This window comes from Lederbergia wuyishanensis (assembly GCF_022900255.1).
GTDB lineage: Bacteria > Bacillota > Bacilli > Bacillales > Bacillaceae_C > Lederbergia > Lederbergia wuyishanensis.
In genome coordinates, this window is sequence record NZ_JALIRM010000001.1 from 831,529 (window position 1) to 849,760 (window position 18,232).

16 protein-coding genes and 1 other RNA gene are annotated in these 18,232 nt (G+C 35.4%); 3 read left to right on the plus strand and 14 right to left on the minus strand.

The genetic code is table 11. The annotated features are described in order from the left end of the window. Nucleotides 1-230: 230 nt before the first annotated feature. The 11 genes from MT489_RS04060 to MT489_RS04110 form a co-directional block, all read right to left on the minus strand. The gene (locus MT489_RS04060) at nucleotides 231-1,136 is read right to left on the minus strand and encodes a DMT family transporter (RefSeq protein ID WP_244680207.1); all 906 of its coding nucleotides are present in this window, start codon (nucleotides 1,134-1,136) and stop codon (nucleotides 231-233) included. Nucleotides 1,137-1,179: 43 nt separating this feature from the next. Continuing rightward, entirely contained in the window at nucleotides 1,180-2,691 is a 1,512-nt protein-coding gene (locus tag MT489_RS04065; protein ID WP_244680208.1) for a carboxypeptidase M32, read from the minus strand. A 423-nt stretch (nucleotides 2,692-3,114) separates the two neighbouring features. Continuing rightward, nucleotides 3,115-3,297 (minus strand): hypothetical protein, encoded by a 183-nt coding sequence (locus MT489_RS04070; protein WP_244680209.1) that lies wholly within the window; start codon nucleotides 3,295-3,297, stop codon nucleotides 3,115-3,117. Between the two features lie 72 nt (nucleotides 3,298-3,369). After that, nucleotides 3,370-4,506 carry a THUMP domain-containing class I SAM-dependent RNA methyltransferase gene (locus tag MT489_RS04075; protein ID WP_244680210.1) on the minus strand — a complete coding sequence of 379 codons (1,137 nt, stop codon included), beginning with the start codon at nucleotides 4,504-4,506 and terminating at the stop codon, nucleotides 3,370-3,372. An 11-nt stretch (nucleotides 4,507-4,517) separates the two neighbouring features. Next, complete coding sequence (locus MT489_RS04080) at nucleotides 4,518-6,233, minus strand: putative bifunctional diguanylate cyclase/phosphodiesterase (RefSeq protein WP_244680211.1); 1,716 nt, start codon at nucleotides 6,231-6,233, stop codon at nucleotides 4,518-4,520. Between the two features lie 153 nt (nucleotides 6,234-6,386). Continuing rightward, an RNA gene (gene rnpB / locus MT489_RS04085) (RNase P RNA component class B) lies at nucleotides 6,387-6,779 on the minus strand. Between the two features lie 82 nt (nucleotides 6,780-6,861). Continuing rightward, nucleotides 6,862-7,161, minus strand: a complete 300-nt coding sequence (gene gpsB, locus MT489_RS04090) for a cell division regulator GpsB (RefSeq protein ID WP_244680212.1) — start codon at nucleotides 7,159-7,161, stop codon at nucleotides 6,862-6,864. Nucleotides 7,162-7,263: 102 nt separating this feature from the next. Further along, nucleotides 7,264-7,809, minus strand: coding sequence for an SLOG family protein (locus MT489_RS04095; RefSeq protein WP_244680213.1), 546 nt, complete (start codon nucleotides 7,807-7,809; stop codon nucleotides 7,264-7,266). A gap of 72 nt (nucleotides 7,810-7,881) precedes the next feature. Beyond that, nucleotides 7,882-8,259: a CotD family spore coat protein gene (locus tag MT489_RS04100; RefSeq protein ID WP_244680214.1), complete on the minus strand. Its 378-nt coding sequence runs from the start codon at nucleotides 8,257-8,259 to the stop codon at nucleotides 7,882-7,884. Nucleotides 8,260-8,515: 256 nt separating this feature from the next. Further along, nucleotides 8,516-9,772, minus strand: a complete 1,257-nt coding sequence (locus MT489_RS04105) for a ribonuclease H-like domain-containing protein (RefSeq protein WP_244680215.1) — start codon at nucleotides 9,770-9,772, stop codon at nucleotides 8,516-8,518. Nucleotides 9,773-9,785: 13 nt separating this feature from the next. Further along, a complete protein-coding gene (locus MT489_RS04110) occupies nucleotides 9,786-12,074 on the minus strand; it encodes a DEAD/DEAH box helicase (protein WP_244680216.1) in 2,289 nt (762 codons plus the stop codon). 133 nt (nucleotides 12,075-12,207) lie between these two features. On the opposite strand from MT489_RS04110, the gene MT489_RS04115 reads away from it, so the two are divergent. Further along, nucleotides 12,208-12,678 carry an Hsp20/alpha crystallin family protein gene (locus MT489_RS04115; RefSeq protein ID WP_244680217.1) on the plus strand — a complete coding sequence of 157 codons (471 nt, stop codon included), beginning with the start codon at nucleotides 12,208-12,210 and terminating at the stop codon, nucleotides 12,676-12,678. A gap of 191 nt (nucleotides 12,679-12,869) precedes the next feature. Here MT489_RS04115 and MT489_RS04120 read toward each other — a convergent pair whose 3' ends face one another. The 3 genes from MT489_RS04120 to MT489_RS04130 all read right to left on the minus strand — a co-directional run bounded on the left by MT489_RS04120 (nucleotide 12,870) and on the right by MT489_RS04130 (nucleotide 14,126). After that, nucleotides 12,870-13,364 carry a YppG family protein gene (locus tag MT489_RS04120; RefSeq protein ID WP_244680218.1) on the minus strand — a complete coding sequence of 165 codons (495 nt, stop codon included), beginning with the start codon at nucleotides 13,362-13,364 and terminating at the stop codon, nucleotides 12,870-12,872. A 61-nt stretch (nucleotides 13,365-13,425) separates the two neighbouring features. Continuing rightward, nucleotides 13,426-13,791, minus strand: a complete 366-nt coding sequence (locus tag MT489_RS04125) for a YppE family protein (RefSeq protein WP_244680219.1) — start codon at nucleotides 13,789-13,791, stop codon at nucleotides 13,426-13,428. Nucleotides 13,792-13,907: 116 nt separating this feature from the next. Then, a complete protein-coding gene (locus MT489_RS04130) occupies nucleotides 13,908-14,126 on the minus strand; it encodes a hypothetical protein (RefSeq protein ID WP_244680220.1) in 219 nt (72 codons plus the stop codon). A gap of 501 nt (nucleotides 14,127-14,627) precedes the next feature. Here MT489_RS04130 and recU point away from each other — a divergent pair. Both recU and MT489_RS04140 read left to right on the plus strand, forming a co-directional pair. Beyond that, nucleotides 14,628-15,233 (plus strand): Holliday junction resolvase RecU, encoded by a 606-nt coding sequence (gene recU, locus MT489_RS04135; protein ID WP_244680221.1) that lies wholly within the window; start codon nucleotides 14,628-14,630, stop codon nucleotides 15,231-15,233. Between the two features lie 33 nt (nucleotides 15,234-15,266). Further along, nucleotides 15,267-17,942 carry a penicillin-binding protein 1A gene (locus MT489_RS04140; RefSeq protein ID WP_244680222.1) on the plus strand — a complete coding sequence of 892 codons (2,676 nt, stop codon included), beginning with the start codon at nucleotides 15,267-15,269 and terminating at the stop codon, nucleotides 17,940-17,942. Nucleotides 17,943-18,232 lie beyond the last annotated feature (290 nt).

Consider the following 18,232-nt stretch of genomic DNA (forward strand, 5'->3'; position numbering starts at 1 on the left):
GAACTTAAGCGCACGCCCTGTTCAGCGATTTACAAACTTTTTATCATTCTGAAGAGATAAAGGAAACACTGTATTCGAGAACCGATGTACAGATATCGAAAGTTTGCTAGGTGCTAGAGCTAGACGGGAGCTACCTTCTTAAAAGTTATCTACAATATTCCAATATATAATTTTCTAAGATACAAAAAAGCATTTCATTTTTCATTAATACGAAGAATGAGATGCTTTTTTTAATCTAAGTCTACCTTTGATGGAAAGACAATTGGATCCTGTCTTCTCGACCTTTCAGAAATAATTAGTATTGATGAGAGTATAAAAACAGCCCCTATCATTTGTCCTATGAATAAGTTTTCATTAAAGATGGTGATTCCTATCAACACAGCCGATACAGGTTCTACCGTTGCTAAAATGGATGCCGTGCTGCTTTCAATTCCCTTCAAACCATAAGTGTATAGCAAATATGCAATAACTGTCGGAAATAGTCCAAGGCCTGTCATAAAAAGCCAAGCTTCAAGTGGCAGGGACTGTGCTTTTTTCCAAAACGGGAAGAAAGGGAGTAAAGTAATCGAAGAAACAAAAAACGTATAAAAAGTAATGATGAAACTATCATAATCTCTTAATGCGATTTTCCCAAAAATGGTATATAATGCATAGCCCAAACCAGAACACAGTCCAATGACAAAGCCTAATGTATTCCAGTCCCCTCCTACTTCTTTCCCGGCAAGCGCTATAATCGTACACCCTACTATCGTAGTAAAGACGGCAATCAACTTCTTTTTCATTAATCTTTCCTTTAAAATAATTGCGGAAAGAATAGCTACAAATGCAGGTGCCGTATAAAGAAGCATCACAGCGAGTGATATTGACATCATATTGATTGCCTTAAAATAAGCCCAGTTAAAAAAGACAATACTACATAACCCCGTGCCGATAAAATACCATATATGTTTCAATTGGATAATTAACTTTCGTTTATTTTCCATAAAAATGACAATGGGTAATAACCATAAAAACGCAAAGAAAACACGAATAGTGACTATTTCCATTTCCGTAAAACCATAATAAGTTAATTTTTTGATAAATATTGCAATGGCTCCCCATAATAACGCAGCAACCATTACCATTAATTGGTACATATTATCTCATCCTATATAAAAGAGATGGCAAAAATGCCACCTCTTATGATAGTTGATATACTTTAGAGAATTTTTCTTCTAAGTAGTTCCCTAAATACTTTGCACTTAAGCCTTCACCTGTTGCTAATTTAATAATTTCTAAAGGCTCTTTTGTTTTTCCGTATTGATGGACATGTTCAGTTAGCCAATTTTTAATAGGTAGAAGGTCTCCTTTTCTAAGCAACTCTTCATAATTTGGCAAATTCTTCGACATCGCATTTTTCAACTGAGCAGCATACATATAGCCTAATGCATAGGACGGGAAATACCCAAAGCTTCCACCAGACCAATGAACGTCCTGCAATACTCCTTCAGCATCGTTAGATGGTCTAATGCCTAAATACTCTTCATATTTATCATTCCAAACCCTTGGGAGATCTTCAACTTGAATTTCATCGTTAAATAATCCTTTTTCGATTTCATAACGAATAATGATATGCAGAGCATACGTTAAATCATCAGATTCAATACGTATGAAAGAAGGTTTAGCCTCATTGATTGCACGATAAAAATCTTCTAGGGAAACTTGATCGAATTGACCGTCAGCATATTCTTTTAATAATTCATAATTGCATTCCCAAAAAGCACGATCACGAGCTAAAATATTTTCATAAAATAAAGATTGTGATTCATGGATTCCCATCGAAGTTCCAGTACAAAGAGGGGTCCCAATTAAATCTTTTGAAATATTTTGTTCGTATAGAGCATGTCCACCTTCATGAATTGTCCCAAAAACAGCCATCCGAAAGTCTTTTTCATCATATCTTGTAGTGACACGGACATCCCCAGGATTCAATCCTATTGCAAAAGGATGCACTGTTTCATCTATTCTTCCGGCGTTAAAATCGTATCCCATTTGTTCCAGTATTTTAATACTAAATTCTTTTTGCTTATCTTTCGGAAACTTATGGAATAGAAAGTCCGTTTTCGGCTTATTTCCAGAATCAGTGATTTTCTTAACTAACGGAACAATGACATCTCGTAATTCCCCAAATACTTGGTCAATGATATCCACAGTAACTCCGGGTTCATACATATCTAGTAAAGTATTATATTTATTACCGCTATATCCCCAGTATTCAATGAATTTCTTATTAAAAGCAACCAATTTTTCAAGATAAGGTTTAAACATGTCAAAATCAGATGCTTCCCTTGCTTGCTCCCAAACATGTTCAGCATTTGATTGAAGAACGACATATTCCTCATATTCTTTAGCAGGTATTTTTTTATTTTTTTCGTATTGTTTTTTACATTCTTTTAATGTGAGTTTTCCAATCTCCGTTAATTTATCCTGTTTGCTTGATAAACTAGCTATGTATGCGGCCATTTCTTCTGATGTAGACATTTGGAAATGCTCTGAAGCAAGGACTCCAATTACTTGTGAGCGCTGTTCTACTCCATTTTTTGGTGCACCTGTTCTTAAATCCCAATACATCAGATTGAGTGCCTCTTCATATGCCTGCATTTTTTTTACGTATTGTAAGAATTCTTTCTCGATATCTAATATATCCGACATTTTATTTATCTCCTTTATCTCTAATCAAGTTTTATTTTAACATATTCAAAAAAAGCTGGATATTTATTAAAACGGAAGCTGCTTACGAATTCACTTATCGCTCAATGTGTAGTTCTGTTCCTCTATCGTCCTTCTTATTCAATATTATGGCGCGTAAGTTGAAATAGATTGGGTGAGACTGTGACTCAGGTTGTATGTTTGCCGAAGTCCTGCCCTTTCGCTTACCTCGTACATCTGTAAAAGTTGCAACAACCTTTATCCTTGCATCTTACAGACTTCCAAAATCAATTATCAAGTCAAGAAGTTCGTATTCAGGCTTCTCTTCTGCTTTATAGGGTTGGCGTCTTGACCTTTAAACAAATAATAAAATGACGCTTTTTTTATAAATTCAAAACACAAGTACAAAAAAGTGCACTTGTGTTTTTATGATGTTCTCTCTGTTCTTCTGTTTGATAATACATACTCTATTGCCTTGTTTAAACTTTCTTCAGCTTCTTTTAAACTAGCTAAAGCATTTTCTGCTAAAACTTCTTCTTTCTTTAGTAAATCATAGGAAGAATAAATGGCCTTTGAAATAATCTCCATTTCATTCAAGGTTTGCGCCATTTGAAATACCTCCTTGCAAAAGTTAATATACAATCAAGTATATTCAGCAAGGTGGCATTTTATTCGAAATTTTTATGATCTAGGTGGTCTTGGTCCCCAAAATTGATAATAATCCGTTCGAATAAATCCATTAAAAAGCTTTCTCTTTTTCGTTGCTTGTTTTCCATATAGATTTTCAAATTCGGGATGAGATGTCAAAATATAAATAGACCAAGTATCAAGATTCTTGAAAGCTTTACCAATTTCTTGGTACATGATTTCTACTTCTTTTTTATCTCCTATTCTTTCTCCATATGGCGGATTTCCGATAATGACACCATAATCTTTTTTCGTTGTATAATCACTAGCACGCATTTGTTTAAAAGATACTAACTCCCCTAAACCAGCCTCGAATGCATTTTTCACTGATATATCAATCATACGGTGATCAATATCAGAACCAGTTATTTCTAAATGCTGGTCGTAGTTTGCCAAGTCTTCTGTTTCTTCTCGAACTTTTTCCCAAATGTCTTTATTCATCCAAGGCCATGTTTCACTTAAAAACTCCCTATTAAAGCCAGGAGCAATATTTTGCCCTATTAATGCGGCTTCGATTGGAATTGTACCTGAACCGCAAAAAGGATCGTGCAGCGGGCGATCAGGATACCAATTAGTAAGTTGTATGAGTGCCGCAGCCAAAGTCTCTTTTATCGGTGCCTCGCCTTGATCAATTCTATACCCACGTTTATGCAGTCCAGCCCCACTCGTGTCTAACGTGAGGGTTGCTTTATCCTTTAATAAAGAAATTTCAATTTTAAATAGTGGACCTGTTTCCGCTAACCACGTCGTTTGCTTATATGAACTTTTCAGTCTTTCGACAATCGCTTTTTTAACGATTGCCTGGCAGTCAGGAACACTATATAGGGTTGATTTTACTGACTTCCCTTGGACCGGAAATTCCGCATCAACAGGAAGATAGTCTTCCCATCGCAACGCTTTCGTTTTCTCAAATAATTCATCAAAAGTGGATGCCTTAAATTCTCCTACAACAATTTTTATTCTATCGGCAGTTCTTAACCACATATTTGTTCTAGCAATAGCTAGTTCATCGCCTTTAAACATTACTTTTCCATTCTCAACAGTACATTCATAGCCAAGTTTTTTTATTTCATTTGCTGCTATGGATTCAATTCCCATTGCAGTTGTTGCAATTAAATTATACGTATCCATTTTCTTCACCCTCATAAAATTTGACTAGGATCCCATTCATTTAATAATTCAATTAGCTCCTGTAATTGAAGCGGTGGGCAAATATAGTTTCCCTGCATCATATCACAGTCAAGATGTTTTAATAGTTTATATTGCTTGTCATTTAGTACTCCGTCAGCTGCAACTTGTAAATGAAGATGCTTTCCCAATTGAATGATCGCTTCCACAATTGAGGCATCATCTTCATATTTCCCTAAGTTCTCAATAAAACTTTTATCAATTTTTAATTTATCGATTGGAAAACGATTCAAATAACTCAATGAAGAATATCCTGCTCCGAAGCCATCAATCGTTAGTTTAACCCCAAGTTTCTTAAGATCAACCAATTTTCTTTTTGCGATTGATGCTTGTGGCATAATGACACCTTCAGCCAATTCAAGTTCGATGGCACGAGCAGGAATGTTTGAGTTCTCTATCGCAAATTTAATATCTTTAACAAAGTCTTCCTGTTGAAAATGAAGAGGTGAAATATTGACAGTGGTCCTAATTCCAGTGAAGCCTGCAAGATGGATGTGTTTGATATCTTCACTCGCTTGCCTAAGAACCCAGTTAGCTAAAGAAATGATTAAACCACTTTCTTCAGCAAGTAAGATTAATTCATCAGGTGTAACTCCACTTTTCCAAAAGCAATATGCTTCTACCCCTTCAATTTTCCTGCTTCTGGCATTTAGAAATGGCTGATAAATTAAAGATAATTCATTTTTTATTAATGCATTTCTTAATTGGGCAGCCATTTTAATTTGACTTTTATCTGTATGGGATATTCCTTCATGATAGATTTCATATTGATTTCTACCGTTCAATTTGGACATATACATCGCTTTGTCAGCTTTTTTCAAAAGTATTTCAGAACTATCACCATCATTCGGATAAAAACTAATTCCTATACTTGTAGTAATATAAACTTCTTGTCCATCTATGATAAAAGATTTTGTTAAACTCTCTATAATCTTTTTAGCAATATGTACTGCTTCTCTTTGGTGTTTAATATTAGATAATATAATGACAAATTCATCGCCACCTATCCTTGCGATAACGTCTTTATTTTTTATTAGTTCCTGTAGTCTGCCCGCGACATGAATTAACAGCTTGTCCCCTGCTTCATGCCCTAATGAATCATTTATTTGTTTAAAACGATCAAGATCCAAAAATAATAAAGCTAATTTTTGATTAAATTGTTGAGAAATATAAAGTAGGTCGGAAAATCTTTCAGTAAACGAATGACGATTAGGAACACCGGTTAATGCATCATAATGGGCAAGCTTTCTAAGTTCATCTTCGGCTTTTTTTCGATCCGTAATATCAGAAAACACTCCAATATAACCTTGAACTATTCCTTCAGAATCTCTTACTTCTGAAATAGTAAGCCATTCTAGAAAGAGCTCTCCGTTTTTTCGTTTATTCCAAATTTCTCCACTCCAGCTTCCTTTTGAAGAGATTGTTTCCCATAATTTATGATAAAAATGTTTATCATGAAGCCCTGATTGCAAAATTCTTGGATTTTGTAAGTACACTTCTTTCCGATTATAACCAGTTACAATTTCAAATGCTGAATTAATGTATATGATTTGGCGTTTGACATTGACAACCATTACGCCTTCACTTATTTGTTCGAGAATTTTTGCGGATATATTTAATTCGTATAGAACATGATCTGTATGTATTTGTTGGGCTGTAATGTCGTCCATATATTTTGATCAACTTCCTGTTGGTATGTAATAAATAAAGAGACTTTCCTTTTTTCGTTAGATCACCTTGTTAGTAATGGATTTGTCCAAATACTAGGGTCCACGTACTTAGGGAAAGCCTCATTTCATCTAAATGTAAACCTATAATAACATTCTTATAAGCCATGTTCTGTACCATCGTACTACAATCGGCTATAGGTAAGCCTCGTACTCAGGCGGTAATCATCTATCTGCAGGAAAATAATTTCCTGCCTCTTTCTTCGTTCATTTCCTTCGAAAGAGTGCCTCTACCAAAATTTGAGTTTCTCGCTCGTGGGGTTTACCGCGTTCCACCTTCGTTGTTTCCAACAAAGCTACGTCACTGTGGCACTTTAAGGGTATTCATACCATATCATAAATGACTTAGGTACTTTCCCCGCCGTCAGTCTAGAATAATTCCAAACTGCCCTGGCTTATTGTTTCGCCAGGCACGATCACTACGTGCATCTCAGCACCGTGCGAGCATGGACTTTCCTCTGCTATATAAAGCAGCGATTACCCGAATGTTATTTATATATAAGATCATTGATTTCCTTACCATTTTATAACTTTTGCTATAACTGTGCAAGCGGTAATTTATGGTAGATGATTAATCATCTAACTTGCTTCCAAATACATGTCTTTCCAAATTGGATAGACGCTTTAATATATCAAAGTTAGTTGTTCCGGCTGGTGGAACAGGTTGTCTACGAGACTGCTCTTCTACTTGCTTTTTCAAACGCATATTTTCTTGCTGAAGTTCTTCCATTAATTGATGCATAGTTTCATAATCTTTAATGATTAAGTCTAAAAATTTATCAACATCTTCTTGTTTATAACCGCGAACACCTGTTTTAAATTCTTTTTCTAAAATTTCTTTTGCAGTCAATTGTAATCTTTCCGCTAACATTCAAAACACCACCTTAAATTCACACTACATTATCATCATTCTTCCAAAATAAAATGATTTTGTCAATTTTGCAAGAGGAATTTTGCAGGTTTCGAAAATTTGTTAATAATTCTCATCTTCCACAACAGACTGCAAATCATAAAAGTCAATCGTTCTAATTTCATAAGGGTGCGACTGCTGATACTGTTTTGAAATTTCAAAAAAAAACTTAGGAGATCCCTCTTTTTCAACATCATACAATATAAGTGCACAATCTGATTTTTGTACAAAAAATTTATTTTTATTACGGAATTGCCAAGGATCCGTATAAGGCTGTTTTGATAATGAGTCAACATAATCCGCTTGCATCAAGACTGATTCATACAATTCCTTGTTCTCTTCCTTCCAGTTTTCCTCTTGGTTTAAAAAAGGTGTGATGACCCCAAGCTTTAATTCAGGGTAAACCGGAATTAAATCAATAACAACTTCCGCAGCCCATAGTTCAACACCTAATTGCCCGGAAATGATCACCCATTCCATTCCTTCCTCAGCAAGTTGTGATAAAGCTTTACACAGTGCCTTTTTTATGTATTCGACAGCAGGATCATTATTTTTATAGATACCAAGTTCAAAAGGTTTGTACCCTGTAACGGTTGCAACTTTAAGCACTCTTCATCCCTCCCAAAAAATGCATAAAGAAAGACAAGGATGAAATAACTCTCACCCTTGCTCACTTATTTATTAATACGGAAATCCTGGTCCCGGACCAAATCCCGGTCTAGGTCCCGGACCGAATCCTGGTCCAAACCCCGGTCCTCCTGGACCAACTCCTGGACCAACTCCTGGACCAAACCCTGGTCCAAACCCTGGAGCTCCACCAAATCCCGGCCCGGGACCTGGCATTACAACTGATTGTTCTGTTACTTCATTTACAAATGATTCTGTGTGCGGGAAATAATGTTCGTTTATAATATTTTCGTGATTGACTGTTGTTGTATGCGTTGGATGGATATGCGGCACGATAACATTATTACAAGTATGATTTACACAGCACTTCGTTGGATGAACAACGGCTGGCATAACACAAGTAGGACAACCACAACCATGCGGATGAAACATGCCAATTGCTCCTTTCTAGTCATTAATCTCTTTACACTTACAACCTATGTAAAATGTCTAATACATGTACTAATGTAAATACCTATATTTGAAAAGAAAGATTAATTAAATGGGTGTGTTATTATTTGCAGAACGCTAATATGCCCTCCAACTTGCAATTCTAAAATTCCGACCTTTTTCTTCGTATAAACTGCAAATGAAGACGGAATTAACTACTTATAGTCGAAATCTGCGCTTCCCCGGGAAATGATATTATTTATTTCCGCTTTAATTTCCCATATAACCGGTTTAAGCGATGGCTTGCATTACGAATAAATAAATCACCTTTTCCGGAAGCCACTTTAGAGGAATTCTGATTTAATGTAATCGCTTCATTTGTGTGCTGGATTGCTTGTTCAATATCTTTAAATTGGTGTTCCATTAGTTTAGCGAGCTCTATATTCGCTGCTTTTTTCGTTGCCCGATCTCCCTTTTTAGCAGCTTCCCTCCATAATTGTTTTGCCTCATCATACTTTTTTGCTTTTTTATAGTAATAAGCGAGCTCGTATTTAGCTGAAATATCGTCCTCTTTCGCAGCTACTTCAAATGTGGATGCAGCCACTTCAAATTCGCCAATATAATCAAACCATTTCCCAACAAGCATTTTTTCAGTTGCAGTTTGATGCGGGTCAAGGCATAGTATTTGGAATGTTAAATGCGTATACAAAGTTATTAACGATAATATATCAATTTCATTATGCTTCAGCACTTTTAAAATGGCTTCAGGATTTTTCCGCTCTACAAAATCAAAGTAAATCATCGGAGCCAAATACCCTGGTACATCATCCACTCTTGATACCCCTAATATAGATTCTTCCACTTTAGACAACTTTACCGATTCCAGCCTATTTTTCCACATTCTTCTTGAAGCATGATATAAATCAAAATGGCCAAATGCAGGAAGTTTTGGGACGTGATCACGCACAAGTGTATGCCTAGTCTTTACTTGCGGCCAATCAAAGGCCTTTCCGTTATATGTTACTAGCGTGGTGTAATCTACAGTCTCTAAAAAACTTTTATATAAAGGGACTTCAAAACCGGGCTCCGGCAGGAAATGTTGGGTAAGGATGACCTCATCCCCCACAAATCTGGCATGACCGAGTAGAAAAATGGTATTACCTGCCCCACCATACAGACCTGTTGTTTCTGTATCGAAGAAAAATAAATCTGATGCAGTCATACCTTTTGCTGATAAGGGATGGGAGCCGGAATAATTTTCCCAAGCGTTCAATGCTGTATAAAAGTCTTTAAACTGATAGCTTCCATGCTGATAATCTAATGGGTAACGCACTTCGCGAATTAAACAATATTCTTCTTCAAGATTGTAGGGAGCGACACCAGCTTCTTTCCAAATTTCTTTAAAATGCAGTTCGAAATCATCAAATCTCTCAACTGGCTCCTGTTTTTGTAATGTTTCCTGTTCATCACGAATCATATGTGATTTGAAGCGGTTTAGTTTGTTTTTCAGAGACATGCAAAACATCACCTCATAGACTTATTGATGCATCGTACATTTTACTCAGGAGATCTATCGTTATTTCTTTTGCTCTGATTGTAGATGTAGATGTATCTGTTCCGATGCACGAAGGGCAGCCACTGTCACATGGACAATTTATGATCATTGATTTTGTTTCAGCGATAATTTCCGTCATCATTTCATAAACTTTGTCACTAATACCGATACCACCCGGATACTGATCATATATGAAAATCGTAGGCTTATCATTATGGGCTGCTTTTACTTGAGGAACAGTATGGATATCCCCAGGGTCACACATTGCAAATAATGGAATGATTGCCTTTAAAGCGTGAGCGGCTCCAATCATCCCATACTCAAGGTCTTCCAGCTCATACTTATTCAATTCTTTGTTCATGGATAGCCATGCGGCACTTGTGTGGAGTTCCATTTCAGGCAAATGGATCGGACCTGAGCCGATATTTTCATGTGTTTCGAATTTGATTTTCTTAAAAATAGTTGCCATTGCATTCACAGTTACATCTCCAAATGCAATCTCTGCGGCAAAAGTTTCTTTTCTTTTATCTTCTTCGAGAACACGAAGCTGAACGGCCAGATTGGCATCAGTAAAATAATCAACATCCACTTCGGCAACAAATGCCTTCTTCTCATCCCAATCGAGATATTCAACTTGATATTGAATGCCTTGATGTAAGTAAATTGCTTCATCATGTAAAAGCGTTAATGCACTAAAAGTGTCCATCTCCCCAATTACTTTCACATTGGAGCGGTCTGTTTGATCAATAATAACAACATTTTCCTGGGAAGCGGAGCGCAAACTGATGTTATGAGCAGGAAAAGAATCATTCATCCAGTACCATTTATCTCCATTTTTATGTAGAACTCTTTCTTCTGCTAAAAAATCTAAAATTTCTTCCACTTCTAAATCACCAAACTGCTCGCCTTCTTGAAAAGGCAATTCATAAGCTGCACATTTTAGATGGTCTACTAGAATAATCAAATTTTCTGGATTAATACGAGCAGTTTCCGGTGTTTGATGAAAGAAATAATTCGGATTTTCAATGATATATTGGTCAAGTGGAGAAGAACTCGCTACCATGATCACTAATGATTCTGCTCGTCTTCTTCCCGCTCTACCCGCTTGCTGCCATGCACTTGCAATTGTTCCGGGATACCCAGTCATAATACACACTTGAAGTTGGCCAATATCAACACCAAGTTCAAGTGCGTTAGTACTCACAACACCATATATATCTCCATTCCTCAAGCCTTTTTCAATTTCTCTCCGCTGAGTTGGCAAATAGCCTCCTCGATAACCTCTAATAGATTTAGGACCAAGCTGATTATTAACTAAGCTCTGTAAATAAGTAAGTATAATTTCTACTCTTACACGACTTCTAGCAAAGATAATTGTTTGAATTTTATTTTTCAAAAATTCCCGAGCAAGCTTTCGGACTTCCAAAGTGGCACTTCTGCGAATGTTCATTTGTTGATTAACAATTGGAGGATTGTAAAATATAAAATGTTTTGTTCCACGAGGAGCACCATTATTATCAATTAAGACCATGTGTTCCCCAGTGAGCTTTTCTCCAAGTTCCTTAGGATTCGCAATCGTGGCAGATGTACAAATAAAAACAGGATTTGCCCCATAAAATCTGCATATTCTTTTTAGCCTTCGAATGACATTTGCTACATGGCTTCCAAAAACTCCTCGATAAATATGGAGTTCATCCAAAATAACAAACTTTAAATTTTCGAATAAAGAAACCCACTTTGTATGATGAGGTAAGATAGCAGAATGAAGCATATCTGGATTTGTTATTACGATATTCCCCGCTTTCCTAACCTTTTGACGAATATTTGCCGGAGTATCCCCATCATACGTATAACTATTAATCGGTAATCCAGCTGCATCAATCACTTCATTTATTTCACTCTTTTGATCTTGTGCAAGAGCTTTTGTTGGAAATATATATAATGCCCTCGCCGATTGATTTTGCAAAATTGTTTGAAGAACTGGTAAGTTGTAACACAATGTCTTCCCTGAAGCTGTAGGAGTTACAGCTGTCAAGCTTTGATGGTTTATTGCTATTTCGAATGCATTTTTTTGATGAATATATAAATCCTCAATACCTTTATTATTTAAAGCTTTTACTAAAGAAGGATGTAAATCGTGAGGGAATGGAGTGGTTTTAGCTGGTTCCTCTTGCAATGTATGCCAGCCAACAATATTCTCTTTAAAGGCCGGATTTGTTTTTAACTCCAACAATATATCTTGAAAATTCTTTTTCCAATTCAAAGCTACCACCTCTCATCCATTTTACCGAATAAGCGTTCGTTTTCCTAGTAGTTTGGAAGAATAATATCCTGAAAAGAACTCTTTGTTTTTCATCTTCATACAATAGGATAAATTGAGAAGGAGGTGCTTTACAATGGCAGAAAATCGGCCGTCTAAAAAAGAAGAAAATCCATTATTCGAGCCGTTTACCCAATTAATGAATAATATGAATCGGCTTTTTTCGGAGCGTCCAGATAAAAACTTTTTGCAAAATATGGATGATTTCTTTTTCCATACAAAGCCGTTTGGCGGATTTGTGGTTGAACTCAAAGAAAACGATAAGGAGTATATTGTTCAAGCACAGCTCCCTGGAACAAAAAAAGAACAAATTAATATTGAAATTCTTCCCCAATATATAACAATAACCGTTAACCATCAGGAATCTATCACGAAAGAAGATACAGAAAATACTATTATCCAAAAAAAGGAGTCATGGAGGCAATCTTCACGAACGATTCCTTTCTCGAAACCAATTGATCAGGGAAATGTAAAGGCAGTTCACGAAGATGGAGTCCTAACCGTTACTATTCCAAAGAGAAAAGGCAGAAAAGTAAATATTGGTTAAAAATAAAAAAAAGGAATCGATTTCTGACGATTCCTTTCAATTTTTTTATGTTTGCCGGCTTCAACTAAAAAAGATGTTAAAGTTTTATATTTAGTTGGTGCCGATTTTTCAGCATAATATTAAGGCTCAAATTATTATTTCAGTTATGAAATTTATAAAAAGCAAAAGTGTTTGAGAAAAGAACCTTTAATTTAAACTTTGAAAAAACCACCTAGACCCTTTGCCATATTAGATACTTGCGTTATGGCATTTACTACTTGACCTGCTGTGTTCACCATTTTATTAATATCAAGGGAACCAGTTTGAGTTTTAAAAGAATTTAACACTGTGTTAAATCCTCCATTAGGAGGTTTGGGTATTTGAGGTGGTCTAGGGTATGCATTTGGAAAACTTTGTTGATTAGCATATTTTTCATAAAAGTAACCATCATCGGGCTGTAAAGGGTTTTGAAATAAATGACCCGCATGATTTTCTTTTCCATTATGATACATCCCTTGATCCATATATGAATTCTGCATACCGTTCATATAAGGCATTTGCGGATACGGCGACGGAATTCCTTGCATATTTGAAAATTGTGAGGGATACATGCCATATGGATAATACATATTTGAATTTGAATGTTGATACGGTGGTTGCATTGGCAATCCTGGTGGAATATGACCATTTCGATATTGATGCAGCATAAAGAAAGCCCCCTGAATAGTTTAAGGTACTATACAATATGCCTATATTATGTAAAACGTGTCATGAAGAAACTTCGAGACTTTCTAACATTCTCTTCAAAATATAATCATTTGACTGAATATGACTATTGAATTTTTTTAGACTAGTATCCGGAAAAAATGCTCTAACAGAAACCATTTGTAGATTTTCCGCTGTATTTTTTACTTGCATCGGATGTATGTTTTTGGGTCTTTCAATCATTACCCACTTCATTGCTTTTATCTCCCATTGCTCACAACAGTCTTTTACCTTGTCTGCAAAGGGTTTTACTTCATTATAAAAATCACCCTGTTTACCTGTTTCTCTGCAATGAAGAAAATTTATCTTAGCTTCCTCGTTATATTCAAGTAGTGTTTCTGTTAATTTTCGTAATTCATCGTTTTGCATAACTATAGCTCCCCTTGCATACGAAAAAGCAGCTTGAAAGCTGCTTTCTAGACATTTCTTTAAGTTTACTTTCAACTTGAAATAATTTCAAGTTTCCTTGCCTTTTGTTGGTATTGTTAGATTGCTTCACTAAGAGTTTCTGTTTGTCGGATTAATTTTTCTTCAAAAGAAATTTCCAATTTTCTTATTGTATGCTCAAGCTGCTGCTCACGTAAATCCATCGATTTATAAATAGCTCGTCTATTCTGTAATGATTTTTGTTCTACCAATTTTTCTAGTTGGTCTATTTGAGAGCTTATTGACTCAAGTCTTTCAATCATTTCTTTTTTAGTCATTTTGTCAGCCTCCATTCACATCCCTTTTCTATCATATTCTGTATAAATTTTTTACTTCCTTCATGACTGACAAAACTAGTAGAGATTCGCTAAACAAAGTGTAAAAGTTGGATTTTTTGCATTTTGTTCGACAACATTTCAAGTGGCAGGTCTATTAGGACCAGTTAACTTTGGATTTCCTTCTCCCGCTTTTTTATGATCATTTCTTTTATTTTCTTTTCTTTGACCTTTTTTATTTTCCATATTCAAACTCTCCTATTCATAATAAAATTTAGTTGATACGTTTCACGCGTTCTTATCCCTTTTTGCAAGATCACCCAAAAGCTACCAAGTAGTTATTTTTAAAAAAGTGAAACAAAATGATTACATCGTTCGTCAAATAAGATTACAATGTTAAAATGATTCTACTTCCATCATTAGAATGGCTATAAAACCATCTTTTATTCATTTTACGGCCAATTTTCTTTGCTGTGGTATAATTTAGCGAGTGAGGTGTAGTAAATGGAATTTCATTATCCTAACGGAAGGAAGTATAAGTCTGATCCAAAGTCCTTACCACAGAAAAAAGATAATATGATCTCATACGGAAAAAGAGGTATGACACTGGAAGAAGATTTAAATGATACGAATATGTATTATTTATCCAATGGAATTGCTGTCATTCATAAAAAACCAACTCCAATCCAAATTGTTCAAGTAGACTATCAATCTCGAAGCACCGCTGTTATAAAGGAAGCATATTTTCGCCAAGCATCTACAACGGATTATAATGGCGTATATAAAGGTAGATATATTGATTTTGAAGCTAAGGAAACTCAGAGTTCTACATCGTTTCCCTTACGAAATTTTCACGAGCACCAGATTAAACATATGGAAAATGTGGTAAGACATAATGGGATTACTTTCGTTATTTTACGCTTCGTTAAAACAGATGAAGTATTTTTATTAGAAAGCAAGGACTTATTTTTGTTTTGGCAACGAATGGAAAATGGCGGTAGGAAATCAATAAAAAAAGATGAGATCATTAAATGTGGACATCGTATTGAATATGGTTTACATCCGAGAATCGATTATATAAAAGTAATTCAACCATTATTACTTGAATAATCATCTCTACCTAGAAAGTGAGGAATACTGCTAATGGCAGAAAATTATAAAACTCGTGTGGAGCGCAGAAAACAACAAACTCCTGTTAATAAACAAAAAAAGAATAAGAAGTCAGTAAAAAAAATAATAAAAGTAATTTTTCTAACTTGTTTTCTATTAGGGGTTATTGGACTGATTACTGGAATAACGACTTTCGCAATTTATGCAAAAGATGCCCCCCCGTTAGATAAAGTGCTCCTTATCGATCCAATTGCATCTGAAGTTTTAGATAAAAACGGTGATGTATTTGCGGTACTTGGTACAGAGAAAAGAGATTACGTAGATTATAATCACATTCCAAAACAAGTAGAGGATGCTGTATTAGCTACAGAGGACGTCCGATTTTATAAGCATAGTGGAATTGATTTTCGTAGATTAGCTGGAGCAGTACTAGCAAACGTTACCCGAGGATTTGGAGCAGAAGGCGGTTCAACAATTACTCAACAAATCATTAAGTTGACTTATTTATCAGATGAGAAAAAGTTAAAAAGAAAGGCTCAAGAAGCTTGGCTCGCATATAAACTTGAACAAAACTACTCTAAGCAGCAAATTTTCGAAATGTACGTAAATAAAATTTACTATGGTAACGGAATTCACGGGATTGAAACTGCATCAAAGTTCTATTTTAATAAAGATCTTGATCAGTTAGAGCTTCAAGAAAGAGCATTTTTAGCTGGATTACCGCAATTGCCTAATGGATACGATCCTTACAAGCACCCTGAACGAGCTGAAAAAAGGAAAAATCTTGTCCTATCTCTAATGTATCAACATGGAAAAATTACAAAAGAGGAAATGGATAAGGCTAAAAAAATCCCTATAGCCAAAACATTGGTTCCAGAAGAAAAAAATAATGCAAACCCATATAAATATGATTCATTCGTCGATCAAGTCATTCGTGAAGTTGAAGAAATGGGTGATTATAACGTATACGCTGATGGCTTAAAAATCTATACTACACTTGATCCTGATGCACAAGAATACACCGAGAAAATGTTATATACTGATGAAATAGTTCAATTTCCAGACGATAAAATGCAAGCTGGACTTGTAATGCTAGATACAAAAACAGGTGAAATTCGTGCCATCGGCGGAAACAGGTATAAAGATATTAAGCGTGGCCGAAATTTTGCAACACAGTTGAACGATCGCCAACCTGGTTCTACCATAAAGCCAATACTTGATTACGGTCCTGCAATTGAAAATTTAAACTGGTCAACTTATGAACAAATAGTTGATGAACCATATAAATATTCAACAGGTGAAAAAATTAATAACTTTGATCAAGGTTATCTTGGTCGTATGTCCATTCGTGAAGCATTATATCGTTCTAGAAATATACCTGCACTTAAGGCTTTCCAAGAAGTTGGAGCTGATAAGGCTCGAGAATTCGCGGCAAATATAGGTTTGGAATTTGATAAAGATCTTAATGAAGCAGCTTCAATTGGTGGTATTGAAAATGTTTCCCCATTAAAACTAGCAGGAGCGTATGCTACTTTCGGCAATAACGGTATGTATAATAAACCTCATACTGTAAAAAAAATAGTTTTACGTGATGAAGAAACAGAAATAACAAATAAAGTAAAACCAAAACTTGCAATGAAAGATTCTACAGCTTATATGGTTACAGACATGTTAAAAGATGTACTGTCTTACAAGCAAGGAGCAACTGGAAAAACTGCTGTTATTCAAGGACTTCCGGCCGCTGCAAAAACAGGAACAACAAACTATTCGGCTAAAGAAATTCAAGATAACGGTTTGAATAATGGTGATGTGCCAGATGCATGGTTTGCTGGTTACACAACGAATTACACGATTACCGTATGGACTGGTTATGAAAAACGCAAAATTCCACTTCGTGCTGGAACAAATGATCAACAAATTGCGAAAGAACTATATAGAAATTTAATGTCCCATGTATCGTCAGGAATTGATACTCCTGATTTTCCAATGCCAAAAAGCGTTGTGAAAGCAGCAGTTGAAAAAGGTTCTAATCCCGCTAAAAAACCAAGCAAATATACTCCAAACAATAATATTATTTATGAATTATTTGTTGCTGGTACTGAGCCGAAAGAAGTTTCTATTGTATTTGATAAGCTAGATGCTCCTTCCGTTAGCGGGGAATATCATGAAACCGAAAATGAAGTTGGTTTCGCTTGGGATCATCCTGAGACAAAAGATAAGAAACTTAAGTTTGATGTGACAATTAAGACTTCTGACGGGAAAAAGCAGGCATTAGGAGTCTTAAATGAGCAAAGTTTTACAATTAAAAATGCTGAACCTGGAATTACTTATTCAATTGAGGTGACAGCAGTAACAGAGCATCAACGAAGTACACCTGGTACAGCAAGTGTTACTGTACCAAAAATCGAGGAAGAGCCTGCTCCACCTGAAGATAATCCAGGTGACCAAGAAAAAAATAAAGATAAAGATAAAAACAAAGATAAAGATAAAAACAAAGATAAAGATAAAAACAAAGACAAAGATAAAGATAAAGATAAAGATAAAGACAAAAATAATAACGGGAATAATGGAAATAACGGCAACAAGCCAGGTCAAGGAGATAATGGTTCTGACTCAGGAGAAATTGAACCCTCGGAGCCAGAGCAACCTGTAGACGAGAATCCTGGTGATCCTGTTGACCCCGTTGATGGTGAAAATGGAGGAAACTAAATATATTAATAAACCAGCTGCTTCCATTAAATGATAATGAAAGCAGCTGGTTTTTTTGTTAAGCGTAATTGTAATTTATAAATTTTTTTTACTATATTAGATTATTTACATCCACGCCTATCTTCTAGTGAGTGATTGGCATTTTCATTCCTCGCTGTGCTTCCTTTATCTCAGAAGAAGGTCATAAAAAGCAACAATAACTAGGAGCCGTGTCCTTATATCCACCATTACCGTAAAACATCCTATACTACGATGAAATTTAGTTAGTTAATAAGAAAATTAATAACTAG

Excerpts from the sequence above, each read along its gene's own strand:
- MT489_RS04060 (WP_244680207.1), bottom strand. The coding sequence starts at position 1,136 with ATGTACCAATTAATGGTAATGGTTGCTGCGTTATTATGGGGAGCCATT.
- MT489_RS04065 (WP_244680208.1), bottom strand. The coding sequence starts at position 2,691 with ATGTCGGATATATTAGATATCGAGAAAGAATTCTTACAATACGTAAAA.
- MT489_RS04070 (WP_244680209.1), bottom strand. The coding sequence starts at position 3,297 with ATGGCGCAAACCTTGAATGAAATGGAGATTATTTCAAAGGCCATTTAT.
- MT489_RS04075 (WP_244680210.1), bottom strand. The coding sequence starts at position 4,506 with ATGGATACGTATAATTTAATTGCAACAACTGCAATGGGAATTGAATCC.
- MT489_RS04080 (WP_244680211.1), bottom strand. The coding sequence starts at position 6,233 with ATGGACGACATTACAGCCCAACAAATACATACAGATCATGTTCTATAC.
- gpsB (WP_244680212.1), bottom strand. The coding sequence starts at position 7,161 with ATGTTAGCGGAAAGATTACAATTGACTGCAAAAGAAATTTTAGAAAAA.
- MT489_RS04100 (WP_244680214.1), bottom strand. The coding sequence starts at position 8,259 with ATGTTTCATCCGCATGGTTGTGGTTGTCCTACTTGTGTTATGCCAGCC.
- MT489_RS04105 (WP_244680215.1), bottom strand. The coding sequence starts at position 9,772 with ATGTCTCTGAAAAACAAACTAAACCGCTTCAAATCACATATGATTCGT.
- MT489_RS04115 (WP_244680217.1), top strand. The coding sequence starts at position 12,208 with ATGGCAGAAAATCGGCCGTCTAAAAAAGAAGAAAATCCATTATTCGAG.
- MT489_RS04120 (WP_244680218.1), bottom strand. The coding sequence starts at position 13,364 with ATGCTGCATCAATATCGAAATGGTCATATTCCACCAGGATTGCCAATG.
- MT489_RS04125 (WP_244680219.1), bottom strand. The coding sequence starts at position 13,791 with ATGCAAAACGATGAATTACGAAAATTAACAGAAACACTACTTGAATAT.
- MT489_RS04130 (WP_244680220.1), bottom strand. The coding sequence starts at position 14,126 with ATGACTAAAAAAGAAATGATTGAAAGACTTGAGTCAATAAGCTCTCAA.
- recU (WP_244680221.1), top strand. The coding sequence starts at position 14,628 with ATGGAATTTCATTATCCTAACGGAAGGAAGTATAAGTCTGATCCAAAG.
- MT489_RS04140 (WP_244680222.1), top strand. The coding sequence starts at position 15,267 with ATGGCAGAAAATTATAAAACTCGTGTGGAGCGCAGAAAACAACAAACT.